Source organism: Streptomyces venetus, assembly GCF_039540295.1.
Classification (GTDB): domain Bacteria; phylum Actinomycetota; class Actinomycetes; order Streptomycetales; family Streptomycetaceae; genus Streptomyces; species Streptomyces venetus.
In genome coordinates, this window is record NZ_BAABET010000013.1 from 216,045 (window position 1) to 241,818 (window position 25,774).

Annotated in this window: 26 protein-coding genes; 13 read left to right on the forward strand and 13 right to left on the reverse strand. The window is 73.4% G+C overall.

The annotated features are described in order from the left end of the window. The first annotated feature begins 132 nt into the window (after positions 1-132). The 5 genes from ABEA82_RS34490 (at position 133) to ABEA82_RS34510 (ending at position 5,280) form a co-directional block, all read left to right on the forward strand. Positions 133-810, forward strand: coding sequence for a nucleotidyltransferase family protein (locus tag ABEA82_RS34490; RefSeq protein ID WP_345665676.1), 678 nt, complete (start codon positions 133-135; stop codon positions 808-810). A gap of 16 nt (positions 811-826) precedes the next feature. Next, entirely contained in the window at positions 827-1,114 is a 288-nt protein-coding gene (locus ABEA82_RS34495) for a BON domain-containing protein (RefSeq protein ID WP_345665677.1), read from the forward strand. Next, positions 1,111-1,875 (forward strand): metallophosphoesterase family protein, encoded by a 765-nt coding sequence (locus tag ABEA82_RS34500; protein WP_345665678.1) that lies wholly within the window; start codon positions 1,111-1,113, stop codon positions 1,873-1,875. Before ABEA82_RS34495 ends, ABEA82_RS34500 begins: the two co-directional genes overlap by 4 nt. Before the next feature lie 224 nt (positions 1,876-2,099). Then, the gene (locus ABEA82_RS34505) at positions 2,100-3,764 is read left to right on the forward strand and encodes an alkaline phosphatase D family protein (RefSeq protein ID WP_345665679.1); all 1,665 of its coding nucleotides are present in this window, start codon (positions 2,100-2,102) and stop codon (positions 3,762-3,764) included. 145 nt (positions 3,765-3,909) lie between these two features. Continuing rightward, positions 3,910-5,280: an alpha-lytic protease prodomain-containing protein gene (locus tag ABEA82_RS34510; protein WP_345665680.1), complete on the forward strand. Its 1,371-nt coding sequence runs from the start codon at positions 3,910-3,912 to the stop codon at positions 5,278-5,280. Between the two features lie 62 nt (positions 5,281-5,342). Here ABEA82_RS34510 and ABEA82_RS34515 read toward each other — a convergent pair whose 3' ends face one another. The 6 genes from ABEA82_RS34515 to ABEA82_RS34540 form a co-directional block, all read right to left on the reverse strand. Beyond that, entirely contained in the window at positions 5,343-6,422 is a 1,080-nt protein-coding gene (locus tag ABEA82_RS34515; protein WP_345665745.1) for a serine hydrolase domain-containing protein, read from the reverse strand. A 350-nt stretch (positions 6,423-6,772) separates the two neighbouring features. Further along, the gene (locus ABEA82_RS34520) at positions 6,773-7,690 is read right to left on the reverse strand and encodes a DUF6895 family protein (RefSeq protein ID WP_345665681.1); all 918 of its coding nucleotides are present in this window, start codon (positions 7,688-7,690) and stop codon (positions 6,773-6,775) included. Further along, on the reverse strand, positions 7,687-8,649 hold the full coding sequence (locus ABEA82_RS34525) for a DUF6895 family protein (RefSeq protein ID WP_425588585.1): 963 nt from the start codon (positions 8,647-8,649) through the stop codon (positions 7,687-7,689). Before ABEA82_RS34525 ends, ABEA82_RS34520 begins: the two co-directional genes overlap by 4 nt. Continuing rightward, a complete protein-coding gene (locus ABEA82_RS34530; RefSeq protein ID WP_345665683.1) occupies positions 8,646-9,344 on the reverse strand; it encodes a hypothetical protein in 699 nt (232 codons plus the stop codon). The genes ABEA82_RS34525 and ABEA82_RS34530 overlap by 4 nt, the downstream gene beginning before the upstream one ends. A 20-nt stretch (positions 9,345-9,364) precedes the next feature. Next, positions 9,365-9,553, reverse strand: coding sequence for a hypothetical protein (locus tag ABEA82_RS34535; RefSeq protein WP_003987799.1), 189 nt, complete (start codon positions 9,551-9,553; stop codon positions 9,365-9,367). 138 nt (positions 9,554-9,691) lie between these two features. Continuing rightward, entirely contained in the window at positions 9,692-11,149 is a 1,458-nt protein-coding gene (locus ABEA82_RS34540) for an aminotransferase class I/II-fold pyridoxal phosphate-dependent enzyme (RefSeq protein ID WP_345665684.1), read from the reverse strand. Between the two features lie 906 nt (positions 11,150-12,055). On the opposite strand from ABEA82_RS34540, the gene ABEA82_RS34545 reads away from it, so the two are divergent. The 4 genes from ABEA82_RS34545 (at position 12,056) to ABEA82_RS34560 (ending at position 16,060) form a co-directional block, all read left to right on the forward strand. Continuing rightward, positions 12,056-13,231 carry an amidohydrolase gene (locus ABEA82_RS34545; protein ID WP_345665746.1) on the forward strand — a complete coding sequence of 392 codons (1,176 nt, stop codon included), beginning with the start codon at positions 12,056-12,058 and terminating at the stop codon, positions 13,229-13,231. Between the two features lie 62 nt (positions 13,232-13,293). Then, positions 13,294-13,827: a DoxX family protein gene (locus ABEA82_RS34550; RefSeq protein ID WP_345665685.1), complete on the forward strand. Its 534-nt coding sequence runs from the start codon at positions 13,294-13,296 to the stop codon at positions 13,825-13,827. Between the two features lie 78 nt (positions 13,828-13,905). Then, positions 13,906-14,469: a hemerythrin domain-containing protein gene (locus ABEA82_RS34555; protein WP_345665686.1), complete on the forward strand. Its 564-nt coding sequence runs from the start codon at positions 13,906-13,908 to the stop codon at positions 14,467-14,469. 346 nt (positions 14,470-14,815) lie between these two features. Further along, on the forward strand, positions 14,816-16,060 hold the full coding sequence (locus tag ABEA82_RS34560) for an MFS transporter (RefSeq protein ID WP_425588586.1): 1,245 nt from the start codon (positions 14,816-14,818) through the stop codon (positions 16,058-16,060). 39 nt (positions 16,061-16,099) lie between these two features. Here the strand turns inward: ABEA82_RS34560 and ABEA82_RS34565 are convergent, their stop codons facing one another. The 5 genes from ABEA82_RS34565 to ABEA82_RS34585 all read right to left on the reverse strand — a co-directional run bounded on the left by ABEA82_RS34565 (position 16,100) and on the right by ABEA82_RS34585 (position 20,460). Further along, positions 16,100-17,374 carry a glycosyltransferase gene (locus ABEA82_RS34565; RefSeq protein WP_345665688.1) on the reverse strand — a complete coding sequence of 425 codons (1,275 nt, stop codon included), beginning with the start codon at positions 17,372-17,374 and terminating at the stop codon, positions 16,100-16,102. Between the two features lie 84 nt (positions 17,375-17,458). Beyond that, the gene (locus ABEA82_RS34570; protein WP_345665689.1) at positions 17,459-18,532 is read right to left on the reverse strand and encodes a glycosyltransferase family 2 protein; all 1,074 of its coding nucleotides are present in this window, start codon (positions 18,530-18,532) and stop codon (positions 17,459-17,461) included. After that, entirely contained in the window at positions 18,529-18,717 is a 189-nt protein-coding gene (locus ABEA82_RS34575; RefSeq protein ID WP_345665690.1) for a hypothetical protein, read from the reverse strand. Before ABEA82_RS34575 ends, ABEA82_RS34570 begins: the two co-directional genes overlap by 4 nt. A 91-nt stretch (positions 18,718-18,808) precedes the next feature. After that, the gene (locus ABEA82_RS34580) at positions 18,809-19,774 is read right to left on the reverse strand and encodes an NAD-dependent epimerase/dehydratase family protein (protein WP_345665691.1); all 966 of its coding nucleotides are present in this window, start codon (positions 19,772-19,774) and stop codon (positions 18,809-18,811) included. A gap of 158 nt (positions 19,775-19,932) precedes the next feature. After that, positions 19,933-20,460, reverse strand: a complete 528-nt coding sequence (locus ABEA82_RS34585) for a hypothetical protein (protein ID WP_345665692.1) — start codon at positions 20,458-20,460, stop codon at positions 19,933-19,935. Between the two features lie 246 nt (positions 20,461-20,706). Between ABEA82_RS34585 and ABEA82_RS34590 the strand changes: the two genes are divergently transcribed. Both ABEA82_RS34590 and ABEA82_RS34595 read left to right on the forward strand, forming a co-directional pair. After that, positions 20,707-21,339 (forward strand): hypothetical protein, encoded by a 633-nt coding sequence (locus ABEA82_RS34590; protein ID WP_345665693.1) that lies wholly within the window; start codon positions 20,707-20,709, stop codon positions 21,337-21,339. Then, a complete protein-coding gene (locus tag ABEA82_RS34595) occupies positions 21,336-21,869 on the forward strand; it encodes a hypothetical protein (RefSeq protein WP_345665694.1) in 534 nt (177 codons plus the stop codon). Before ABEA82_RS34590 ends, ABEA82_RS34595 begins: the two co-directional genes overlap by 4 nt. Positions 21,870-21,897: 28 nt before the next feature. Here ABEA82_RS34595 and ABEA82_RS34600 read toward each other — a convergent pair whose 3' ends face one another. Further along, complete coding sequence (locus ABEA82_RS34600; RefSeq protein ID WP_345665695.1) at positions 21,898-22,221, reverse strand: hypothetical protein; 324 nt, start codon at positions 22,219-22,221, stop codon at positions 21,898-21,900. 183 nt (positions 22,222-22,404) lie between these two features. Between ABEA82_RS34600 and ABEA82_RS34605 the strand changes: the two genes are divergently transcribed. Together ABEA82_RS34605 and ABEA82_RS34610 are read left to right on the forward strand one after the other, a co-directional pair. Further along, a complete protein-coding gene (locus ABEA82_RS34605; protein WP_345665696.1) occupies positions 22,405-22,860 on the forward strand; it encodes a hypothetical protein in 456 nt (151 codons plus the stop codon). A gap of 108 nt (positions 22,861-22,968) precedes the next feature. Beyond that, complete coding sequence (locus ABEA82_RS34610; RefSeq protein WP_345665697.1) at positions 22,969-23,823, forward strand: fructosamine kinase family protein; 855 nt, start codon at positions 22,969-22,971, stop codon at positions 23,821-23,823. A gap of 4 nt (positions 23,824-23,827) precedes the next feature. Here the strand turns inward: ABEA82_RS34610 and ABEA82_RS34615 are convergent, their stop codons facing one another. Next, a complete protein-coding gene (locus tag ABEA82_RS34615) occupies positions 23,828-25,486 on the reverse strand; it encodes a catalase (protein ID WP_345665698.1) in 1,659 nt (552 codons plus the stop codon). Positions 25,487-25,774: the final 288 nt, after the last annotated feature.

Genomic DNA, 25,774 nt, shown 5'->3' on the forward strand with positions numbered 1-25,774 from the left:
CGTGGCCCGGGCCTCTCCGCGGCCTTCCGTGTCGGCCCGGGAGCCTCGGGTACTCAGAGCAGGCACGGAGGCCGTCTCGGGTCCGGGCGGCGCGTGGCAGTGCGCCTGCCCGGTTCGGCGAATGGAGTGGTCATGACGCAGAACGGTGATGACGCGACGCTCGTCCGGCGGCCGGGGGTTCCCGGCCTCCGGCCGGCCCCGGACCTGTCCGAGCCCGCGCCACCACAAGACCCGCAGGCCGACGAGCCCCCGCAGGAACTGCCCCTGGACCGCAACCAGGCACTGCTGGAGGCGGCCAAGCAGGTCGGTGCCCTGCTGAAGCGGCAGGGGCACCTCTTCGCGCTGGCCGGGAGCGTCGCCGCCTACGCCCACGGCGGCGAGAAGAACCTCCAGCACGACGTCGACTTCGCGATCCGCCCCGAGGACGCGGACGCGGTGGCGGCCACGCTCCAGGAGGCCGGGCTCACCGTCTACACCCCGCCGGAGGACTGGCTGCTCAAGGCCACGTGTTTCGGCCAGCCGGTCGACATCATCTTCGAGCTGGCGCACCAGCCGGTCGGCGCGGACATGCTGGAGCGGGCGGAGGAGCTCTCGGTCGACTCGGTGCGCATGCCCGTACTGGCGCCGACCGACCTGCTGTGGAGCCTGGTCGCCGCCTTCTCCGAGCACCACTGCGACTTCGGCGCGGTGCTGCCCATCGCGCGTGCCCTGCGCGAGAAGGTCGACTGGGAGCGGGTGCGGCGCGAGTGCGGGGACGCGCCCATGCCTGCCGCCTTCTTCTTCCTTCTGGAGCGCCTGAACGTCATCTGATGCGGAAGGAACATCCATGAGCACCCACGGAACGGAGCAACCGGGCGGCCAGGAGCCGGCGCAGAACCTCGACTACCGGATCGCCCACCTCCAGGACCGCCTCGCCTCCGGCGAGCTCGGTGAACTGGGCGTGCGGGTCGAGGCCCGCGGCCAAAAGGTGCTGCTCACCGGCACCGTGCCCTCGGCGCCCTGCCGCGACGAGATTCTGCGCACCGTCCACGAGGAACTCGCCGGGATCGCGGTGCACAGCGACCTCGTGGTCACCGAGGCCTCCTCCCCCGACCACGCGGAGGAACTCGCATGATCCGCATCGCAGCCGTCGGAGACATCCACATGGGCCCGGACAGTCAAGGTCTGCTCCGCCCCGCCTTCGAGACCCTCCCCGAGTGCGCCGACCTCCTGCTGCTGGCCGGGGACCTCACCCGGCACGGCACCCCCGAGGAGGCCCGGGTGGTGGCCCAGGAGATCCGGGACCTCGGTGTGCCCGTGGTCGCCGTCCTGGGCAACCACGACCACCACGACGACAAGCCCGACGAGGTCACGGCCATCCTCCGGGACGTCGGCGCCCACGTCCTGGAAGGGCAGGGAACGGTGCTGGAGAGCGGCGGGTCACGGATCGGCGTGGCCGGCACGAAGGGGTTCGGCGGCGGCTTCGTCGGCCGCTGCGCCGGGGAGTTCGGCGAGCCGGTCATGAAGGAGTTCGTCCGGTACTCGCGCCGGCGCGCCGATGCCCTGCGGGCCGCTCTGGAGCGGCTGGGCGAGGAGGGCTGTGACGCGCGGATCGCCCTGACGCACTACTCCCCCGTCCCGGAGACACTGGCGGGCGAGCCGCTGGAGATCTATCCCTTCCTGGGCAGCTATCTGCTGGCCGAGGCGATCGACACGGCCGGCGCCGACCTCGCGGTGCACGGGCACGCGCACGCCGGCTCGGAACACGGCATGACGAGCGGCGGCGTGCGGGTGCGCAACGTGGCCCAGCCGGTCATCGGGCGGGCCTTCCACGTCTACCACCTGCCGGTCCGTGACCACGCGACCACCGGGGCCGCCGCACAAGCCGCCCGCTAGACACCCCACTCCCCCTCCGCCGCCGGCCGACGCCGGCGGCGTTTTCCTTTCCCCGGCGACGGGTCGTGCCGAGCAACGCTCCCGTACCGCCTCTGGTGTGAACTCTCCGCACGTCGTGCCGATTCCGGGCATTTTGTCTGCTTAGCATGCATGCTCCGGGCTCCGCACGTCGGCCATGTCCCCGTCCTCCCGGGGCGCGACCGCCCCGTACGAGAGGACACCAGATGGCGCTGACGGGCCGTCGAATCGCACCGTCCGAGCATGCCTTCTCCCCGCACGACGACGTATTGCGCACCGCGGCGCAGCACGTCGCCCGCCGCCGCTTCCTGACCGTCACCGCGGCCGCGGCGATGCTCGCCTTCACCACCAACCGGCCGGCCCGCGGCGTCACCGCCGCGCCCGAACGCGACGCCACCCGCATCTCCGCCGACCCCTTCACCCTCGGCGTGGCCTCCGGCGATCCGCTGCCCGAGTCGGTGCTGATCTGGACCCGGCTTGCGCCCGAGCCGTTCGCGGCGGACGGCGGCCTGGGCCAGGAGCGGGTCGTCGTCGACTGGGAAGTGGCCACGGACGAGCGGTTCGTGCGGGTCGAGCAGCGGGGTGCCGCCACGGCCCATCCCGAGTACGCCCACAGCCTGCACGTCGACGTCAAGGGCCTGAAGCCGGACAGCCGGTACTACTACCGGTTCCGGGTCGGCGCGTGGATCAGCCCCACGGGCCGGACCCGTACGGCACCCGCCGCGGGCAGCGACACCTCCGGCATGCGGTTGGCCGCCGTGGCCTGCCAGGCCTACCAGGACGGCTACTACACGGCCCACCGGCATCTGGCGCAGGAGGACGTCGACGTGGTGTTCCACCTCGGCGACTACCTGTACGAATACGCCGTGGACTCTGCGGGCGGGGCCCGCCGCTACACCGACCGCACGCTGCCCGACGTGTTCAACCGCGAGACGACCACCCTGGCGGACTACCGGCTGCGCTACGCGCTCTACAAGAGCGACCCGGACCTGATGGCCGCGCACGCCCAGCACCCGTTCCTGGTCACCTGGGACGACCACGAGACGGAGAACAACTACGCGGGTGCCGCGGCCGAGAACGGCAGTTCCCCGGAACAGTTCCTGGCACGACGCGCCGCCGCCTACCGGGCCTACTGGGAGAACCAGCCACTGCGCGCCGAACAGCTGCCGCAGGGCCCCGACGCCCGGCTGTACCGTCGGCTGGCCTGGGGGTCGCTCGCCCAGTTCGACATCCTCGACACCCGCCAGTACCGCTCCGACCAGGCCTACAAGGACCAGCCGCACGCACCGGGCACCGAGTCGGACGACCCTGCCCGCACCCTCACCGGCGCCGCGCAGGAACGCTGGCTGCTGGACGGCTGGCGGGCCTCGAGCGCGGTGTGGAACGTGATGCCCCAGCAGGTGTGCTTCGCCCAGCGCAAGTTCGACCTGACCGCGCCGGCCCGGGTCTCCATGGACGCCTGGGACGGCTACCGCGCCTCGCGCGAGCGCGTCATGGCGGGCGCGAAGGCCGCCGGCATCGACAACTGGATGGTCCTCACCGGCGACGTCCACGTCGGATACGCCTTCGACCTCAAGGACGACTTCGACGACCCGGGGTCCAGGACGCTGGGCACGGAGTTCACCTGCACCTCCGTCGCGAGCGGCGGGGACGGGGCACAGAAGCCCACCAACTGGGACACGTACATGAAGGCCAATCCCCACATGAAGCACTACGACGGCCGGCGCGGCTACATCAGGGTCGAGCTGGGCCGCGACAAGGCGCAGGTCGACTTCCGGACCGTCTCGGGCATCACGAAGCCCGGGGGCACCATCTCGACGACCGCGTCCTTCGTCACGGAGGCGGGTTCGCCCGGCCTGAAGTCCGCGTGACACGCCCGGTGCCCGCCGTACTGCACTTGGCGCCCTTCCCCGCGCCGAAGCGCGAAACGGGGCGGCCCGGGACATCACTCCGGGCCGTTCCGGCAAGGCCTACGGCCTCGCGACAGTCCCACCGTGCCCGAAGGAGACACATCGAATGGTCCACAGACACGCCGTGACCGGCCGCCGGGCGGCCCTGACCGTGCTCGGCGCGCTCGTCGCCACCGGGATCCCCTCCGCCGTGGCGGCCGAGCCGGCACCCCCCGCGGGCTCGCTGCCCTCGGCCGCCCAGACCGTCGGCGCCGACCGGCCGCCGGCTCCGGTCCTGCACGCCATGGAACGCGACCTCGGGCTGACCGCGGCTCAGGCCACCCTGCGGCTGGTCAACGAGGCGGAGGCGGGCACCCGGGCGGGGCGGCTGCGCAACGCCCTGGGCAGCCGCTTCGCGGGGGCCTGGCTGCGCGGCACGACGTCACAGGAGCTGTTCGTGGCGACCACCCAGGCGGCGGACGTGCCCGCCATCAAGGCCCAGGGCGCCAAGGCGGCCGTGGTGAAGAGGACGCTCCGCGACCTCGGCGCGGCGAAGCGGAAGCTGGACGCGGCGGCGGCCCGGGTCAGCACCCGCGACACGCCGCTGTGGTACGTCGACGTCCCGCTGAACCGGGTCACGGTGCAGGCCAGGAGCAAGGCCGCGGCCGCGGCGTTCGTCAAGGCCGCGGGACTGGACGGCAAGAGCGTGGGGGTCAAGGTGGCGGCGAGCAGGCCGCGCCTCCTGACGGACCTCACCGGTGGCGACGCCTACTACATCAACGGCGCCGCCCGCTGCTCCGTCGGCTTCTCCGTCACCAAGGGCACGCAGCAGGGCTTCGCCTCGGCGGGGCACTGCGGCCTGCCGGGCGACAGGACGACCGGGTACAACAACGCGGCGCAGGGCACGTTCCAGGCCTCCACCTTCCCCGGCAGGGACATGTCGTGGGTGGCCGTCAACGACCAGTGGACGGCGACGGCGAACGTGAAGGGCGAGGGCGGGCAGAACGTTCAGATCACCGGCTCGGTCCAGGCGCTGGTCGGCGCCGCCGTGTGCCGCTCCGGCTCCACCTCCGGCTGGCACTGCGGCAGGATCGAGCAGCACGACACCAGTGTCAGCTACGCCGAGGGCAGGGTGGACGGGCTGACCCAGACGACGGTGTGCGCCGAACCGGGTGACTCCGGCGGGCCCTTCGTCGCGGGCACGCAGGCGCAGGGTGTGACGTCCGGCGGCAGCGGTGACTGCGCGAGCGGCGGCACCACGTTCTACCAGCCGATCAATCCGCTGCTCAGCCAGTACGGCCTCACCCTGAAGACCGCCGCTGCGGCAGCCACGGCGCCGCAGGACAACGCCGCGCCGACCTGGAGCGCGGGCCGGGTCTACGAGGCCGGTGCCACGGTGACCCACGCCGGTGTGCGCTACCGGTGCCTGCAGACCCACCAGGCCCAGGGCGTGTGGGCGCCCGCCGGCACTCCGGCCCTGTGGCAGCGGGTGGTGTGACGACGGGTCAGGGCTGTCCGGCGCCGCTGCGGCAGGTCGCCGCCGGCGCCGGGCGGGCCCCGCTACTCCTCAGCCAGCAGCGCGTACGCGGCGGCCAGGAACGGGTCGTGGGCGCGGAAGCGACGGGTGCACAGCGCGGCCAGGGCGGTGCCGGTGTCGGGGCGGAACCCCAGGAACGCCTGCTGGCCGAGGGTCGCGCCGCTGTGGAAGTACATGGGTCCGCCGTCGGTCGGGTGACGGAACCAGGCGATGGTGTGGACGTGGCGGTGTCCGATGCCGCGGCGGAGCACGGGGCGGCGCACCGCGCGCAGGGCGGCGGCCAGCTGTCGTGATGCGCCGGCCGGGTCCAGGTGCGCTTCGAGGAAGGTGAGCAGGTCGTGCGGCGTGGCCCGTACGGCGCCCGCCGCCTGGAAGCCTCCGGGGTCGAAGGCGGGCACGGGTGACTCGCCGTCCTTGCCGTGTCCGGTGGCGTCGAGCCCGGAGCCGTCCGCCCGCAGGGCCGTTCCGTTCAGGTCGAGCGGGCGCAGGACCTGCTCGGTGAGCAGGTCCTGCCACGGTGTGTCGGTGGCGGCGGCGAGCGCGTGTCCGAGTACGGAGACGCCGTAGTTGGAGTAGCGCCACCGGGTGCCGGGCCGGTGCCGCGGCCGGTGCCGCAGGAAGGCGTCGACGACCCGCTCGGCGGGGAAGCGGGCGTAGGGGTTGGTGCGCCACGCGGGCAGGCCGCGGAGGTAGAAGCCGGCCGGCAGGGCGGGCAGTCCGGAGGTGTGGGTGATGAGGTGGGCGAGCGTCACCGGGTCCGGGCCGGCGGGCCGGCCCCGGTCCAGGAACACTGTGGCCGGTTCGCCGCCGGTCAGCCGGCCGCCGTGGATCAGGCGGGCCAGCGTCAGGCCGGTGAACGTCTTGGTGGCCGATCCGATCTCGTAGCGCAGGTCCACGCGGGGAAGCGGTGGGGGCGCGGCGGTTCCGCCGCTCAGGACGGTGCGGCGGCCGTGCCGGGACAGGGCGAAGACGACGTCCGGGGCGTCGGACGCGACGACGGCCTCCGCGAGCCGCTCACCGAGTGCCCCGTCGCCGCGGGGGGCGTCCGGCGACGGGACACGCGGGGTGGCGGTGGCGGTGGCGACCGCGGCACGGGGAGCCAGGGGTTCGTCGGCCGACGCGGCACGGAGGGTCGGGGGCTCGTCGGCCGACGCGGCACGGAGGGTCGGGGGCTCGTCGGCCGACGCGGCACGTACGGGAGCGGAGCGATCGGTCGAGACGACACGCGGGGGCGGGTGATGGGCCGTCGGAGTGTGTCCCCGGGTCGCAGGGCTTTCGTTCCTCGCCGTGTCACGCACGGGAGGGGATCGATCTGCCGATGCGGCACCCGGGGGCGAGGCCTGAACCGTCGCAGCGTCCCCTGGCCGGATTCGATCCGCCGACGCGGCGAGCGGGGGCGGAGGGTCGTGGTCGTCGGGTGGTTCGCCCGGCCACGGTGTGGGGCGGCCGGGTGTCATGAGGCCTCTGCCATGCGGGACAGGGACCGGGACGTGGCGAGTACGGAGGCGTAGGCGGCGACCAGGGTCGGGTGGTAGACGATGTCGAACACCTCGTCGGGGGTGCCCTCGGGCATCGTCCGCAGGGCGGGCATGGCGCCGTCGGGCTGCTGTGCGGCGGCGAAGCCCTCCCAGGCCCGTTCGTCCAGGGTGGGGAGGGGCAGGCAGGCGTCGACCACGAGCAGTTCGCCGAGCAGGTCCCAGCGTTCGAGATCCAGCCAGTCGTCGATCCAGACCGGCAGCCAGGTCGCGAGGTACTCGGCGGTGCCGGGCGGCAGACCGTCGGGCCGCTCCCCCCAGTCGGTCAGGTGGAACACGTTGTGCGTGACGTCGTAGGCGATGTGCCCTTCCACGGTCCAGGGCTCGGGGGCGTGGGCCAGCCAGGTCGTGCCCCGCAGTTCGGCCTCGGGAGGCCGGGGCGTGAGGCCGAACCGGCGCTGGAACGCGGACAGGCCGAGCCGCCGGGTGGGGGTCGCCTCGAACGAGACCCAGCTGTCCAGTCGGTGGTTCAGGGCGGCCGCCCGCTCCACCTCCGGCTGGCTGTACCCGAGTTCCTTGAAGGGCAGGTACACCTCGAACGGGATGGGTGAGATCGGCTCCGTGAGCTGTCCGCGCACCAGCATGCGACCGCCGTCCAGCGTCTCGCGCCAGGCGTGGTCGAGCAGTTGCCGCGCCAGCTGGGCCTGGCGCGATCCCGCGACACCCTCGCGGAACAGCACCTTGCAGATCATGGCGAGTTCGCCGATGGGTTTGAAACGCTCCAGGAAGCCGATCTCGGGGTCGACGTCGGGTTCCAGCCGGAACCCGTCGCGATGGGCCCACAGCCATTCCAGGGCACCGGCCCCGACATTGTGGATCAGACGGGTGTCGGTCATCCCAGCACTCCTTGTCCGCCGGGCCGTTGGTGGGTGTCCGCCCGGGCCGCGTCGTCGAGACGCCGGGTGGTCAGGGTTGCCGCGAAGGCGGCCATGAGGGTGGGGTGGTAGTGGGTGAGGAAGTCCGGGCCGCTGTCGTGGTCCGCGCCGCTCCCCCGCTCCGGCACCGCGCCGGAGGGGTGCTGTACGGCGGCGATCCGCGCCCAGGCGTCCTGGAGAGCGGTGGGTTCGGGCAGCAGGGGCAGGCTCGCCGCCACAGCCAGCAGCTCACAGCCGAGGTCCCACATCCCGGCGTCCAGACAGGTGTCGAGCCAGGGCGGCAGCCAGTCGGCGAGGTAGTCGGCCAGGTCCGGTGGTACCCCGTCGGGTCCGGCGCGCCCCCAGTCGGTCAAGTGGAAGACCACATGGGTGAGGGAGTAGCCCGAGGACTCCTCGAAGGTCCAGGGCTCGGGCAGCCCGGCCAGCCAGGTGCGCCGCAGCGCCTGCGGCATCGCGCCGGTCTCCCGGATGCCGCTGCGCGCCTCGGCGTTCAGGACGCCGAGGCGCCGGGTGGGTTCCTGCTCGGTGAGGCGCCAGCCGCGGGTACGGGCGACCGTTGCGGTGGCCGCCTCGTAGCCGGGGTGGCGCAGGCCCGCCGCGGCCATGGCCGCGTACACCTCCAGCGGGTAGGTGGCGAAGGGCTCCAGCCGTTGCAGGCGCACGAACAGCTCTCCCTCGTCGGTCTGCTGCCAGGCGAAGGCCATCAGGTCGGCCGCGCACGCGTGCAGCGGATCCGGGGGCGCGGTGTGCCGGGTCACGGTCGCGCACACCTGGGCCAGTTCCCCGAGCGGCTTCCAGCTGCGGTTCACCTGTCCGTCGGCGGCCAGCGCGTCGTCGCCCAGCGCGAACTGCGCGCGCTGGGCGGACACCCACGCCAGTGCGTCCTCGGCCACCTGCCGTGTCCCCCGTGCCTCCCTCACACGAACGCTCCCGCCCGCATCAGCCGTGCCGCCCTCACCTGCAGCTCCACGAGCGGATCCTGACCGCCCATCAGCTCCACGAAGTCCAGGCCGTTCTCGAGTCCCAGTGTCGGGGGCACGCCCTCCAGCAGCGTCAGCCAGCGTCCGGCGCCGGCCGCCTGCCGCCAGTCCCTGCGGCGTACCGCGCGCACGAAGCCCCGGGCGACGTCGACGGGTCGCTGCCCGGCCGCGCGGGCGACCGCGCAGTCCTCGCCGGGCACGGCGAGGGCGGCCAGCACCGCGAGCTGGTGCGTGAGGAGTTGCCAGGTCGTGCCCTCGAGCCAGGCGGTGTCGGGTTCTTCGTCCGGGCCGTCGGCGTGGCCCGGGTCGAGCCGCCGCAGCGTGCGCCGCATGGCCCAGTGGCTCCACACGACGGTGGGGCCGGCGCCGGTGCCCGGTGGGTAGGTCTCCACGGCTTTGCGGAACACGGTGAGTTCGTCGGGCAGGGGTGGAGTGCGCAGAAGGGTGCTCGGCAGCAACGCGTCGGCTCCCAGCACGCGTACGGCCGCGAGGGCGAGGCCCCCCGCTTCCCCGTCGGCCGCCGCGGGGGCGGCGGCCGCACGAGCGTGGTCTCCGCTCCGAAGAGCGGAGACCACGCCGGAAGCGAGGTCCTGCACCGCGCCCTGCAAGAGGGGCGAAGTGCCTGACTGCTTCATGGTTGCTCCTGTCGGTCCGCTCAACCCTTCTTGGGGCGCGGGGTGGGCGGCGACAAGAGCAGACCGAATCCACCCTTGAACAGGGCGAGTGCGGCGCACTCACGGCTGTCGCGGTAGATACCGTCGGCTTCTGCGGGGTCGAGTGCCGCCTCGATGTCGGCACTCTGGATGCCCGTCAGTTCCTCGGTGAACTTCTCGGTGGAAGACATTGCACCATCTCCTAGCAGGAAGCGGATGCTTTCTTCTCTAGTGCACCTGATTCGGACAAAACATGCCAACTTACCCATGAGTTTATTTACATCACATGTTCAACATCTCGCTCATGAGTAACTCGGGCCTGCTCCGCCTCAGGCCACAACCCGCAGCGTCCGGACGGAGGAGTCGGACGCGTCCGGGATGAGGACGCCGTGTTCGGCACCGCTGCGCAGGTAGTCGAGGACCTCGTCGGTGATGACCTCGCCAGGCGCCACCACGGGCACGCCCGGCGGATAAGGGCTGATCATCTCCGCGGCGATCCGTCCGGCGGCCCGCTCGGCGGGCACGTGCTCGACCGGGGCGAAGAACGCCTCGCGGGGCAGCATCGCCTGCTGAAGTTCCAGCGCGGAGGGCTCGGGGAGCCGGACCGGCGGGCGTCGTTCGACGGAGTCCGCGTGCTCCACCAGTGCGCGCAGGGCCGACACCAGGATCTCCTCCGTCTCGTCGTCGTCGGCGTGGGTGATCGAGGCGCTGATGCGGCAGGAGTCCGAGCCGCCGACGTCCACGTGCCGGTGCGTGCGCAGCCACTCCGCGGCCTGCATGCCGCTCATGCCGAGTTTTCTTACGTCGATGACGAGTTTGAGCGGGTCGAGGTCGGCGGCCAGTCCCTCCTCCACGACCTCCCGGCCCATGGGCCGCAGCCCCGGCAGGTCGGCGACGGCCGCCCGGACGCGTTCGGCGCGGCGGACGGCGGTGCCGAGGAGTTCGCGCCCCTGTTCCACCATGTGGCGGCGCCAGCCGTCGAGTGTGGCGTACACCAGGGAGGAGGCGCTGGTGGTACCGAGCAGGTCCTCCCGCTGTGCGAGGACCTCGGGCGACACGCGGTCGTACTGCAGGTGGAACACGGAGCTCTGCTCCACCGCCCCGCCCATCTTGTGCACGCTGGTCACCACCAGGTCGGCCTCGGCGTCCATGCCCCAGGCGGGCAGGGCCGGATGGAACGGCAGGTGGGCGCCCCAGGCCTCGTCGACGATGACGGGCACGCCGAACTCGTGGCACACCCGGGCGACTCCCCGGATGTCGGCGCAGGAGCCCCAGTCGGTGGGCGTGATGAGCAGCATGCCCTTGGCGTCCGGGTGCTCCTCGAGGCGCCGGCGGACGTCGTCGGCCTCGGGCGGGTGGGCCAGGTGGCGTTCGGCGTCGAACTTCGGGTGCACCCAGATCGGTTCGACGCCGTTGACGACCACGGCCGCGATGACGGCCTTGTGGGCGTTGCGCGACAGCAGGAGCTTCTCGCCGGGGCCGGCCGTGGCCAGCATGGCGGTCTTCACGGAGAGGGAACTGCCGCAGGTGGAGAAGAACGCGTGCTCGGCGCCGACCGCGTCCGCCATGAGTTCCTGGGCCCGGCTGAGCACTCCCTGCGACTGGCGGCGGTCGTCGAGTCCGTTGAGGGAGAGCACGTCGGAGCGGAACACGTCGAGCCCTACGATCTCGGCCACCCGCGGGTCCGCTCCCCGGCCCTGCTTGTGGCCCGGCGGGCCGTAGGCGATGTCGCCGCGGCGTCGGAAGTCCTCCAGCGCCTCCAGTACGGGCACGCGCGAGTGGTCCATGGTTCCTCCCAGGTCCGGCCCGCCCGGCCACCGCCGCGGCGTCCACGCTGTCGTGGCCCGGCGGGTACACCGACCGTGTTGCACCGGGGCACGCGTCGAAACGCCGCGTCGGCTTGAGGCTCGGCAGGGGGTACTCGCGTGTGTGTACATCGCTGCGCCGTATCGCCGGGGACGGTTCCGTCCGTGGGCGGGTGCGGGTTCGTCGTGGTTGATCGCGCAGTTCCCCGCGCCCCTGAGGGCAAGGGCCGCACCCGGCCACCGGACCGGACTCGCTGCGCCGTACCGCCGGGCGTGGTTCCGTCCGTGGGCGGGTGCGGGTTCGTCGCGGTTGATCGCGCAGTTCCCCGCGCCCCTGAGGGCGAGGGCCGCACCCGGCCACCGGACCGGACTCGCTGCGCCGTACCGCCGGGGACGGTTCCGTCGGTGGGCGGGTGCGGGTTCGTCGCGGTTGATCGCGCAGTTCCCCGCGCCCCTGAGGGCGAGGGCCGCAGCCGCCCACCGGACCGGACTCGCTGCGCCGTCCCCCCGGGGACCGTACCGTCCGGGCGCGGGTGCGGGATCGGCGCGGTTGATCGCGCAGTTCCCCGCGCCCCTGAGGGCGAGGGCCGCACCCGGCCACCGGCCCGGACAAGACTGCGCCGTACCGCCGGGGACGGTTCCGTCCGTGGGCGGGTGCGGGTTCGTCGTGGTTGATCGCGCAGTTCCCCGCGCCCCTGAGGGCGAGGGCCGCAGCCGCCCACCGGACCGGACTCGCTGCGCCGTACCGCGGGTGCGGGATCGGCGCGGTTGATCGTGCGGTTTCTCGCGCCCCTGGGGGACCGGGACGCTGTGGGTGTCGTGGGGGTGTGGGGTGAAACCCGGGCGGGGACGCAGCGAAGTCGTTGTCGGGGAGGTCGCGTGGACCGCATGCGCGAGGACGTGCACCGGGCCGTCCGTGAGGAGGTGGCGGCCCGGGCCGGTGGGCTGTGGGACGTGGCTCTGCGGCTGCACGCCGATCCCGAGTACGCCTTTGCCGAACACCGGGCGGCGGCACTGCTGTCGGGGGAGCTGGAGCGCGCCGGTTTCACCCTGGAGCGCGGCGTGGCGGGGATGCCGACGGCGTTCACCGCACGCTCGGGCCGGGGCCGGCCCACGGTGGCGCTGCTGATGGAGTACGACGCTCTGCCCGGCCTCGGCCACGCGTGCGGCCACAACCTCATCGCGGCGGCGGGGCTGGGAGCGGCGCTGGCGGTGGGCTCCGTGGCAGAGGCCACCGCCGGATCGGTGCTGGCAGTGGGCACGCCCGCCGAGGAGGGCGGTGGCGGCAAGGCCCTGGAGGTGGAGGCCGGGGTGTTCGACGACGTCGACGCGGCCCTGATGTTCCATCCGGGTGTGTACAGCTGGGCGCGAGCCCCGCTGACCGCGCAGGCGCAGTACCGGGTGGCGTTCCACGGCCGGGCCGCGCACCCGACGGGGAACCCGACGGAGGGCGTCGACGCGCTCGCGGCGCTCGTGGAACTGTTCAACGTGCTGGGCGTCCTCGGACGGCGACTGCCGGAGGGCTCGCATGTGCAGGGCATCGTCACCCACGGCGGCACCGCCACGAACATCGTCCCGGAGTACGCCGAGGGCCTGTACGGTCTGCGCGCGGCGACGACCCCGGCGCTGGAGGACCTGGCGGAGCGGCTGCGCCGGTGCGCCGACGGTGTGGCCCGGGCCACGGGCACCACCGCCGAGGTGGAACAGGCCACGGTGCGCTACGAGCACTTCCGGGACAGCGAGGTGCTGTCCGAGCGGTTCGCCGCGCACCTCGCCCGGGCCGGGATCCCGCTGTCACCGCCCGTGCCGGGCGTGTACCTGGGATCGTCCGACATCGGGAACGTCAGCACGCGGGTACCGGCCATTCACCCGTTCGTGGCGATCATGGACGAGGACGGCTCCGACCACACCCCGGAGTTCGCCGAGGCCGCCGCGTCCGCCCGGGCGCGAGAGGTGCTGGTCGCCGTGACGGAGGCCCTCGCGTGCACCGCCGCCGACGTCCTGCTGTCCGGGGAGCTGCGCGCGCAGGCATGGGCGCGGCACCGGGAGGCGCGGACCGGGTGAGTCTTCCGTCCCCGGTGGGGAACCCGGTCCATCGCCGTACCCACGACACCTTGGAGAGGGCCATGAGTCTGTTGCGTGTGCTCGGCCGCCCCATGCTGGCCTCGATGTTCCTCACGGGCGGCCTGAACTCCGTACGTGATCCGAAGGAGGTCGCCTCGGCCGCCGAACCGGTCGTACGGCCGGTCACCGATCGCGTACCGGCGCTGCCGGACCGCACCGAGCAGGTCGTACGGCTGAACGGCGCCGTGCAGGTCGTGGCCGGGCTGATGCTGGCCACGGGTCGCATGCCGCGCCCGGCCGCGCTGGCCATCGCGGCCACCCTGGTGCCCACGACGCTGGCCGGCCACCGTTTCTGGGAGGCCGAGGATCCCTCGGAGCGGGCCCAGCAGCGCATCCACTTCTTCAAGAACATGTCCATGCTCGGCGGGCTGCTGATCGCCGCCGACGACACCGGCGCCCGCCCCTCGGTGCTGTGGCGCGGCACCCACGCCGCACGTGGCCTGCGGCGCGACGCGGGTCTGGTGCGGCGCTCCGTCCGTGCCACCGCACGTCCGGCCGCGGCGGCCGGACGTGTCCGGGCCAAGCTCCCCGCCTGAACCGTCGGAGCACCCCTGCCGGAAACATGCGTTAGCCGCCTGAGGCCCGAGGGGACCCGGGGGCTGGAGGTGAAAGACATGGGACACGGAGGAAACGTCATCGACGAGCTGGTGACCGATCACCGCGAGGTCGAGGAGCTGTTCGGCAAGATCGAGGGGCTGCCGTCCGGCCATGAGGACCGCAAGATGTACGCGGACCAGGTCACGATCGAGCTGGTGCGGCATTCGGTGGCCGAGGAGGCCTACCTCTATCCGGCCGTGCGCGAGCACGTGGCCGGCGGGGACGCCCTCGCCGACCAGGAGCTCGAGGACCACGCCACGGCTGAGCGGATCATGAAGGACCTGGAGCGCTGTGACCCGGGCGACGCCGACTTCGACCGGCTGATGGGCATGCTGATGAGCGAGATCCGGTCGCACATCGCGGACGAGGAGGGGAACCTCTTCCCGGCGCTGCGGCAGGCTTGCCCCATGGACGCGCTCAACGAGCTGGGCGAGAAGGTACGGAAGGCGAAGAAGACCGCCCCGACCCGGCCCCACCCGGCCGCGCCCGACAAGCCTCCGGCGAACAAGCTGCTGGCTCCGGGCACGGGGATGGTGGACCGGCTGCGCGACGCGCTGACCGGCCGGGGAAAGTCAGAGTAGCGCGGCCGTCGCCGCACGAATGCGGGGCCCGTCGCCGAGGCGACGGGCCCCGCACTGTGTCCAACCACACTCGAGGCACCAAATCCCCCGTGGGCGGGGCTCCTTACGGCTCGCGGGGGTGGCGACGCGAAGGCGGCGAGGACGACTGCGGGGTCGGATCTGCCACGATGGTCGGCGCCGTGTTCCGGCGAGGGGAGCCACCGAGCAGCGTGGCCGGTGCTTTCACTCCCCGTCCTCCTCGTCCTGAGTCCCCGACTCGTCCAACGGGTACCGCACTGTGTCTTCCTCGCCTTCCCCTGCCCCGCCCACTTCGCGCTCGCCCTGGCGTTCGCTGAGGTACCGCAGCATGCGCTGGTGGTCCGTCGCGAACTTCGTGTCGAACGCCGGTACGTGGATGCAGCTCACGGTGCAGAACCTGCTGGTCCTCGAGATCACCGGGTCCGCCGCCGCCACGGGCCTGTCCATGTCCGTGCAGGCCGCCCCCGCCCTGCTGATGAGCGTCCTCGGCGGCGCGGCCGTCGACCGGTGGCCCCGCAAGCTGACGGCTGCCGTGAGCCAGGCGCTGCTCGGCGCGATCGCGTTCACGACGGCCGTCCTCGTGGCGCTGGACCAGCTCGGCATGACCTCCCTGATGGTGCTGGCCGCCGCCACGGGTGTCGTCGCGACCGTCGACAACCCGGCGTGCGCGCTGCTGGGCAACGATCTCGTTCCCGCGGAGGACGTGCCCTCGGCCATCGGGGTCGGAGCACTGGTGCACCAGTCGGGGCGGCTCGTGGGAGCGGCTCTCGCCGGTGTGGCGGTCGGGTTCCTCGGTACGTCCTCGGCGTACTTCGCGAACGGGGTGTCGTTCCTGTTCGTGGCCTCGGTCATTCCGTTCCTGCGTCCGGCGGCCGGTGCGGTGCGGCAGGTCGCCGTGGACGCCCGTCAGCACAGCGGCGCCCGCATGACCGTGCGCGAGGGGCTGGTGTTCTTCGCGCGGCGGCCGCGTCTGACGGCGCTGGCCGGTGTGACCGGGATCAGCGCCGTGTTCGGCCGCAACTACCAGCTCACCCTGGCCGTGCTCGTCACCGGTCCGCTCGCGGGCGGGGCCGGTTCGTTCGGCACGGTGTCGACCGTGCTCGCCGCCGGCGGCATCCTCGGCGCGGTGCTCGGCGCCCGGCTGCGGCGGCCGTCGGTGTGGCTCGTGGGGGTGCTCGCGGCGGGCGGCGCGCTGCTCCAGGTGGTGGCGGGGCTGTCGCCGTCCGTGGCGGTGCTGATCGTGCTGGTGCTTCCGATGGCCGTGGTGGAGTCGGTCTCCGACACCGCCGGTACGGCCGTCCTCCAGACCGACCCACCGGCGCACCTGCGGGGACGGGTGCTGGGTGTGTGGGGCAGCATCGGCACGGTGTGGAGCCTGGGCGGGCCGCCCGCGCTCGGCCTCCTCATGGAGCTGGCCGGGGCCCGCGGCGCCCTCGTCATCGGGGGGCTGCTGATCGCCGGTGCGGTCGGCGCGGGCCACCTGCTCCGGCGGCGGCGGTCCACGAGGCCGATGGTGCTCCGCACGGAGGAGGGCGACGTGGTGGGGCAGCCCACGCTGAGCACGGCGGCCTGAGCGGGGCACACAGCGGCTGTCCGCACAGGGGCGGGCGGGTCAGCCGGCGCCTGTCGCGGCGGGCTCGGCGTCGAGGACCTCGCAGTAGGCGGCCTCGGTGGCCGCGGCGACCCGGCCCCAGCCGAACCGGCTCAGGACCCGGCGACGACCGGCCGCTCCGCAGGCCCGGCGGACCGCGGGGTCGGCGAGGAGCCCGGCGACGGCGCGGGCCAGGGCCTCCGGGTCGTGGGGCGGCACCAGCCGCCCGGTCCCCGGGTCGGCGACGGTGTCGAGCTGCCCGCCGACCGCGCCGGCCACGACGGGCACACCGCAGGCCATGGCCTCCAGCGGGACGATGCCGAAGGGTTCGTAGGAGGCGGGGCACACCACGACGTCGGCGGAGCGCAGCAGGGCGGGCACCTCCTCTCTGGGCACAGCGCCGAGGAAGCGGACCCGGTCGGCGACGCCGGCGCCGCGGGCGATGTCACGCAACCGGCACACCTCGGGGTCGCGGTCGAGCCGGTCCGAGGGCGGCCCGCCGGCCACGACGAGCTCGGTGCCCGGCAGCCGGGCCAGCGCGGCGAGGGCCACCTCGGCGCCCTTGCGCGGCACCAGCCGCCCGAGCTGGAGCAGCCGGTGCGCATACGGTCCGCGCGGTGCGGCCGGGCCAGTGGGGGTGAACCAGTCGGGGTCGACGCCGCAGGGCACGATGACGACCTTGTGCGGGGGTATGCCCATGCGGGCCAGTTCCGCGGCCTCGTCACGGCAGGTGGCGACGACGCGGTCGCAGCACAGTCCGATCTCGGTCTCGCCGGGTATCCGCTCCGGCGCACCGGCGTCGGTGCGACGCAGGTGCCTTCGCTTCACCGTGCCGAGGGCGTGGTAGGTGTGCAGCAGGGGCAGCCCGTGTGCGCGGGTCGCCCGCAGCGCGGCCAGGCCCGACATCCAGTAGTGGGAGTGCACGAGGTCGGGGGCCCGGTTGCGCCAGCCGCGCGCCAGGTGGCGTCCGAACGCGTCCATGTGGGGCAGGAGTGCGTCCTCGGGGAGCGGTTCGGCCGGTCCGGCGGGCACGTGGTGCACCTCGACGCCGTCACGCAGTGCCACCCGCTGGGGAAGGTCGGGTGCGTCGCGGCGGGTGTGGACGGTGACACGGTGGCCCCGGTCGGCGAGCGCGCCGGCGAGGCAGGCGACGTGGACGTTCTGGCCGCCGGAGTCGACCCCGCCGAGCGGGGCGAGCGGGCTCGCGTGTTCCGAGACGAACGCGATCTCGAGGACGCCCGGGGCGAGGGAGCCGCCGAGCGGTCCGTTGGGGGTGGGGCTGAGCGACGGGGCCATGGGCACACCTCCGTGATCAGGCGCTCCGGTGCGGCCGGGAAACGCGGGAGCGTCGGGTGGCGCGGGCCAGGAAGCCGGGACGGGTCATGACAGCAGCCGTTCCCTGACCGCCGGGGTGGGTGCGGGCAGGGGCTCGAAGGGCTCGAGCGGGGTGTACGGCCGCGCCTTGCGGTGCTCCAGTCGCCCGCGCAGCCAGTGCCAGGTCGCGGCGGGCGGGACGAGCACGCTGGTCACGGTCATGGTGAGCACCTCGTCGCGGGTGCGGGGACCGGGCAGGACGCGGGCCAGGGCGAACTCGGTGGTCCCGGCCAGCCATGCGGCGGCGCAGGCTCCGGCCGTGCGGTGCCGGCCGAGCAGGGCACAGCCGAGCGCCGTCACCGCCGCCCCGGTCATCGCGAGGTGTGCGGGCAGGCGCCCCCGGTGCGCCTCCGCCCGGCGCCACCAGTGACGGCCGTGCAGCCGGGTCATCAGCACGTCGTCGGCGTGGCCGGCCTGGAGACGGACGGAGATCCAGCGGCCGGCCGGCCGTACGGGGCGGGTGGTGGTCCGGCGGCCCCCCGTGAGCGTCCAGCCAGCGTCGACCATGCGCAGGGCGAGGTCGGCGTCCTCGCGGGAGGCTCGCCGGAAGCGCTCGTCGAATCCGCCGACGGCGGCCAGCGCGGCCCGGCGGTAGGCCATGTCGGCCGTGATCCAGCGGGCTGCGGCGAGGCCGGCCCTGGTGCGTTCCCAGTCCGTGGGGCGGCGGTCGGTGGGCCGGGGCACCTCGATCCGGGCGGTGATCCCGGCGGCCCGCCCGGTCGCCGCCGCCAGGTCCAGGGTCAGGTCGTCGGCCCAGGTGGGGCCGGGTACGACGTCGTCGTCGAGGAAGACGACCCACGGCACGTCACCGGCGGCCCGCCAGCCGAGGTTGCGGGCGGCGGCGGGTCCGCGCCCGCCGCCGGGCACGACGACGGTGCGTGAGCGCAGGGACGGCGGGACGTCGGCGGTGAGGGGCGGCCGGGACGGGCCGGGCCGGTCGTCGACGAGGACCACCCGGACCGGTCGCGGGCCGGTCGCCTCGGCCAGCGCGTGCAGGCAGGCGCGCGGGCCGGGACGGCCGTGGGTCGGGACCACGACGGCGTAGTCGGTGTCCCGGGTGGCGGTGCAGGACTCGGTCATCGCGGGTCTCCGGCGGGTTCGGTGCGGAACGGTTCGGGGTGGCGGATCGTGCGGGAACCGAGGGCCGGCAGGGCGCCGGCCAGGTCGGCACCGGCGTCACGGCCGGCGGGCTGTGTCCATGCCCTGGCGGCAGGCCCCTCGCGGGCGATACGGGACTGGGCGGCGCGGTTCCTGGAGATGCGCATGGCGGTGGCGGGCCTTTCGGCGGGTCGGAGAGCCGGGTCGCGCTCCCAGGGGGGTGCGCGTGGCACGGGCCGGGCGGCGCCGAGGGGCGGGTCAGTCGTCCGTTCCGTACTCGCGGAACCAGGCGATGGTGCGCCGCAGGCCTTCCTCGGCACGCACCCGCGGTTCCCAGCCGAGCTTGTCGCGGGCCAGGGTGATGTCGGGGCAGCGCACGGCCGGATCGTCCACCGGGCGTTCGATGAAGCGGATCTCCGACGGGGACGCGGCGAGTTCGACGACCAGGCGCGCCAGGTCGAGCATGGTGATCTCGGTCGGGTTACCGATGTTGACGGGGCCGCGCATGCCGTGGGCGGCCGCCGCGAGGACACCGCGGACGGTGTCGTCGACGAAGCACAGCGAGCGGGTCTGACGGCCGTCGCCGGTGACGGTGAGGGGCTCGCCGGCCAGAGCCTGCCGTACGAAGGTCGGCACCGCGCGTCCGTCGTGGCCGCGCATGCGGGCGCCGTAGGTGTTGAACAACCGGACGATGCAGGTGTCGGTGCCGTGGGCCTCCGCGTGGGCGGTGGTCAGCGCCTCGCCGAACCGCTTGGCCTCGTCGTAGACGCTGCGCGGGCCGACGGGATTGACGTTGCCCCAGTAGCTCTCGTCCTGGGGGTTCTGCCGCGGGTCGCCGTAGACCTCGGAGGTCGAGGCGAGGACGAAGCGGGCACCTGCGGAGTGCGCGAGGTCCAGGGCGTTGCGGGTGCCGACGCTGCCCGTCTCCAGGGTGTGCAGCGGCAGTCGCCGGTAGTCGGCCGGGGACGCCGGGGAGGCGAAGTGCAGGACGAGGTCGGGCGCCCGCTTGATCCTCGGTCCCTCGGTGACATCGGCCTGCACGAGTGTGAAGCCGGGTTGTTCGAGCAGCGCGGAGATGTTCTCGGGCCGGCCGGTGCTGAAGTCGTCCACGCAGGTGACGGCCGCGCCCGCGGTCAGCAGGGCGTCGCACAGATGGGAGCCGACGAACCCGGCGCCGCCGGTCACGACGGCGTGTTCCCAGCTCCGTGAGAGGGCTGTGGTCATCTCGGTCTCTCCTCCGTCGGCGGCCCCACGCTCAGCGTCCGCCGCCCGCGCGGGCGGGGCACGGTCGCGTACGGCAAACGGGTGCGTCACGGAGGGTGACAGGGGGGCCGACGGGGCTCCCACACCGTCGGCGCGGCCACGCCGACGACGAGACCGGGTCAGGCGAACAGGGTGCGGCCCGGGTTCAGGCGGTCGAGGAGCTGGCCGTGATGGAGCCCGGCGACGGGAGCGAGCAGGTCCGGGTGGCGGAGCAGAGCCGCGGCGCGGCGGTCGCTGTCGTCCGGGTCCACCAGCCGTCGGAACTCGGCGCGCGTGCCGCTGCTGTGGCTGCCCTCGGCGAGCGCGGCCACCGCCTGTGCGGCCAGCTCGGCGTCGGTGAGGAGACTGGCCGCCCAGCTCGCGACGACCTCGTCCACCCAGGTGCGCCAGGCGTGCGCGTCCACCTCGTCGCCCAGGGCCGCGTCCACGCCGGTGACCCAGTCGAGCCGCGCGGAACCGCCCGGGCCCGACACTCCGAGCAGGGCGGCGTCCATCTCCGTCGGGTACCTGAGCCACGCCGCGACCGTCACGGCCTGCCGGGCCTGCACCTCGCACAGGGCGGAGGCCAGGGCACCACCGGAGGCGGGGAAGGAGCGGGTCAGCCACTGGGCGGTCGCCGCGATGACAGGGGAGAGATCTGCTTGCACTGCCGGGCCGTCCGGAAAGGGTGGGGAAGGGGGGACCTGGTCGTAGACGGTAGCTGCCGCCGCGCGGGGCGGGACGTGATCGGGGCCTCGTCCCGGACGTGGTCTCGGCCACATCGAGGGAGCACGTGGGGAGGGACGCCGGCTCCGTTTCGCCGCGGAGGCGCCGGGCACCCGGGCCGCGTGCTCTTCCACGGACCCGCGACGTCCGGCGAACCCCCGGCCCGCCGCCCAAGAACCCGGCGGCCCGTGCGCACGCTGCGGTTCGACGGCTGGATCGCGGGGATCGGAACGGCGTCCGGCGCCCGCGTGGTGCTCGGTCACTGGGTGCGTTCCCCGTTCGGGCCGTTCAGTGACGTGATGTTCGAAGCGGCGGGCGGGCACCGGCTGCTGCTGGCGCCGTCGCGGGAGACGGCGGACTTCGTGGCGAGCACGTACGTCTTCGACGAGGTCCGGGTCGCACCGGTCCGGGTGCGGGTCACCGACCGCCGGCACTGGGCTGTCTCCGCGGCGTCGCTGGAGCTGCGTTTCCGTACGGGCCGCAGGAGTGCGACGGGGCTCGCGCTGCGGGCCGTACCGGGCCTGATCGCCACCCGTCCGGGCTGGATCGCACTGTGGGACCGGCCGGCCCGGCTGCTGCTGGGCGCACGCACTCACGGCAGTGCCCGGCCAGGCCGTCACCAGTGGTACGGCGCCCGGGACCTGCGCCCGGTGGTCTCGGCCACCGCCACCTACGAGGGCGCCTGCCTCGGCGCACTCGCCCCGGTCGAGCCTCCCGTGCGGTTCGGGTTCGGCTCGACGCCCAGCAGACCCTGCGTCGTGCGCGTCACCACGAGCGTGGCCGTCGAGCGGGGCCGGAGCAGGACAGGAGCAGTGTCATGACGGAACGGCGAGCGGACGCGCCGGGCGCCGGGCGTGCCCCGGCCACCGACCTGGCCCTGCTGGGCATCTATCTCAACGACCATCTCGCCGGCGCCACCGCCGGGACCGCGCGGGTGCGTTACCTGCTGCGCTCGTGCCGGGGCACGGCGCTCGGCGACGCGCTGGCTCCGATCGCCGCCGAGATCGCCGAGGACCGGTCGAGCCTGCTCCACATCATGCGGCGGCTCGACGTGCCGGTACGGCGCTACAAGGTCTACGCGGGCCGCGCGGCCGAGCAGGTGGGGCGGCTGAAGAGCAACGGCAGCCTGGTGCGGCGGTCCCCGTTGAGCACGTTGTGGGAGCTGGAGGCGCTGGTGCTCGGTGTGACGGGCAAAGCGGCCGGCTGGGACACGCTCCGCGAACTGGCCCCGATGCTCGAACGTCTCGACGCGCGGCAGCTCGACGACCTCGCCGAACGGGCCCGGCGGCAGCGCGCCACGCTGGAGGAACTGCGCCGCAGGCAGGCCGTGGTCGCCTTCCGCGAGACCTGACGGGCCGGCCCGGCCCGACTGCCCGGGCTTACCAGAACCTGCTGCTGAGAGCGGGCTGGTGCGCCAGGTGCACGGCGTCCCGCAGCCGCAGCGCGACGCTGATGGTGGCGCGCAGGGCGGAGGGACGTACGGTCTGGGCGGTCTCGGTGGCCAGAACCAGCAGGCAGGCCGCGGCCTGCTCGACGACTTGCACGGGGAGCGTGAAGTCGCTGTCGGCGGCCGCCCGGAACGCCTTCAGGGGGATCGCCGCCCCGTCGATGGCCCGCTGCGCGGCCTGCTCCAGATGCTGTGCGGCCTGTTCGCACACGGGGGCGGGCAGAGCGATGGTGGGCTGGAACGAAGAACTCGTCATGTGCCACTGCTCCCCCGCCTGTGGCCGGTTCTGTCGGCGGACGGCGGGATTTCACCGTCCCGCGTGACCGGCGGGTGGCGAATGTCCCGGAATCGAAACGGCCGTCAAGCGGGGTGCAACGAGGGCCGGGTGCGGCGGGTCCACTCCTGCGACCACGAACCGAACACAACGGGGGTAACCAGAATGTTCCGCAACGCTTCACGCCCGGCCCGGTGGCGCGCGTACGCCGTCGGCTGCGTCGCCGCCCTCGGCATCGCCGCCGCGGCGCTTCCGGCCGCCGCCGCGTCCGCCGTCGACGGCAACGACCGGTACACCGCGCAGGAGATCCACACGTTCCTTCAGGACTTCTACGGGGAGCACGGGCCCGGGGACTTCACCCGCAAGTACGGCATCTCGCCGCAGCTGAAGGAGAAGGTCGCGGCGAACCCCGAGTTCGACGTGCTGCTGTGTGCGCAGAACATCCCGGTGTCCATCGACGTCGGTCCGGTGACCACGGCCCAGTCGGCGCGGGTCGGGTGGGCGACGGTGAGCACGCACTGGAACGGCGGGGAGGACAGGGCGGACTTCACTGCCTATGTCGACCTCGACGCGACGCGGCCCCTTCAGCTGCTCGATGTGGACTGCGGGTTCGAGGGGTGAGGTGTCGTGTGCGGGTGCGTGGGGGCTGGTCGCGCGGCTCCCCGCGCCCCCGAAGAGTGCGAACGTACGCTGTTCGTTGATCGAATCCGGCGTCGACGAGGAGCACGTATGACCGCCCGTTCGGATGCCGTGGCCCGGCTCACCGCACACGAGGTCACCGGCGAACGGTCTCTCTCGGGGTCCCTCGCCGAGGTCACTCTCGACGACGGGCGGGTGGTGGTCGTCAAGCGGTCCGGCGACCCGGGGGCGACGCGGGCCGAGGCGGCCGGGCTGCGCTGGCTGGCCGCCACCGGCACCGTGCGGGTGCCGGAGGTGCACGGCCACGACGACGACTGGCTGGTCGTCGACCGGATTCCGGAGGGACGGCCGAGCCGGGACGCGGCGGTCGCCTTCGGCCGTGCGCTGGCCGGTCTGCACGCCGCCGGGGCGCCCGCGTTCGGCGCGCCGCCACCCGACGGGCCCGCGGACGCGTACATCGGGCTCGCCCCGATGCGCAACGAGCCCGGCACCGACTGGCCGCGCTGGTACGCCGAGCACCGTGTACTGCCGTATCTGCGGCGCGCGGTCGATCAGGGCACCGTCCGCCCGGGTGAGGCGAGCGTCGTGGAGCGGCTGTGCGAGCGGCTGCCGGAACTCGCCGGGCCGGCCGAGTCGCCCGCGCGGCTGCACGGGGATCTGTGGAGCGGCAACGTGCTGTGGGGAGCCGACGGGCAGGTCTGGCTGATCGACCCGGCGGCACACGGCGGACATCGCGAGACCGACCTGGCGATGCTGCGGCTCTTCGGCTGTCCCCATCTGGAGCAGGTGCTGGACGGCTACGAGGAGACGGCGCCGCTGGCCGTCGGCTGGACCGACCGGGTCGGTGTGCACCAACTGTTCCCGCTGCTGGTGCACACCGTGCTGTTCGGCCGGAGCTACGCGGAACAGGCCCTCGCGGCCGCCCGTGCGGCCCTGGCGCGGTGACCGGTCAGCGGTTCACCACGTGCCGCGTGTCGGGGACGCAGTGGGTCATGGTGAGTCCCTCGACGTCGCGCGGCGGGTTCTTGCCGAGCTTGGACAGCCGTTCGCGGTCCTCGTCCGTGAGGTCCTGGCTCGCCAGGGGCTGTAGATCCGCCACGTCCTCGGGGCCGATGCCCAGTCCCTCGCCGACCCGCAGGCCGAGGTCGTTCTCGACCAGCAGGAAGTGCCAGACCATGCGTTCCTGGACGGCCCGGTCGCACCGGGACAGTTGACCGATGAAGTTCTTCACCAGGTCGTCGCGCTCCCAGTCCTCCAGGAGCAGATAGCGCTGTCCTGCCTGGAGGTAGTCGTTGGTGCGCGGGATGCGCTTACGGGTGAGACGGCCGCGGATCTCGGGCCCCTGCTCGTCGTGGGTCGGGTAACGGGCCTCGCGCAGGCCGCCGGTGATCGACGGCTCGTAGTTGACCTGCGGGTTCTCGCCCGCACCGTCGACGTGGTACGCCATCTGGCCGTCGCGCTGGTTGGTGCGCACCCGCGCGTTCTGCGCCTGGTTGACGGGGAGCTGGAGGTAGTTCGGGCCGACCCGGTAGCGCTGGGTGTCGCTGTACGAGAAGGTCCGGCCGACGAGCATCTTGTCGTCGGAGAAGTCCAGGCCGTCGACGAGAACGCCGGTGCCGAAGGAGATCTGCTCGTTCTCGGCGAAGAAGTCCGCCGGCATCCGGTCGAGCACCATCCGGCCGACCGGCCTGGGCGGGAAGTCCTGCTCGGGCCAGGTCTTGGTGTCGTCCAGCGGGTCGAAGTCGAGCTCCGGGTGGTCGTGGTCGTCCATCATCTGGACGAGCAGCTCCCACTCCGGACAGTCACCGCTCGCGACGGCCTCGTACAGGTCCTTGGTGGCGTGACCGAGCGTGTCGGCCTGGACGTTGGCCGCGTCCTCCTCGGTCATGCTGCGTACGCCCTGCCTGGGCATCCAGTGGTACTTGACGAGCTTGGTGTCGCCGTCGGCGTTGACCCACTTGTACGTGTTGACGCCGAAGCCCTGCATATGGCGGTAGTCCGCGGGGATGCCGCGCGGACTGAACAGGTTGACCAGCATGTGCATGGCCTCGGGCGTCTGCGACATGAAGTCGAAGATGCGGCGGGGCTGCTGCTCGAAGGTCACCGGGTCCGGTTTGAGGGCGTGGATGACGTCCGGGAACTTGATGGCGTCGCGGATGAAGAAGACGCCCAGGTTGTTGCCGACCAGGTCCCAGTTGCCGTCCTCGGTGTAGAACTTGACGGCGAAACCACGGGGGTCCCGGGCGGCTTCGGAGGAGTCGCGTCCGCCGATGACAGTGGAGAAGCGGACGGCCACGTCCGTGCGCTTGCCGCGCTCCTGGAACAGCTTGGCCCGGGTGTAGCGGCTGATCGGCTCGTCGCCCCAGGTGCCGTACGCCTCGAAGTGGCCGTAGGCCGTGACACCGCGGGCGTGCACGACGCGTTCGGGGATGCGTTCCCGGTCGAAGTGGCTGATCTTCTCGAGGAACTGGTAGTTCTCCAGTGTGGCGGGGCCTCGGGCGCCGACGGTGCGCTGATTCTGGTTGTCGAAGACCGGATGGCCCTGGCGGTTGGTGAGGACCTCGCGGTCGTCGCCCGGAGCGGGACCGGTGCCGGATACGTCCGTCATGAGCAGGGGCTCCTTCGGCTCGGGGCCGGCGGCCGACCGGGTCGGCGCCGCGAGCAGCCGCCCGGCCGGTCGTGGCGGACCGCCCGAGTACCCGGTGGGGCGGGCTCAGTCACGTATCCCGGGATCTCTCCCGGCGGCGGTGCTGTCCCCGGGGCCGGCCGGTGTGGGGAGGACGCCGCCGCTACGGTGCGTCACATGTGGGGCCGACGGCCCCTCTCCCGCCGCGGGAAGCGCTGGTCGGCCCCGGGCAGCGTCGGCTCGAGAACAAGTGGACGCTGCACGCGGTGG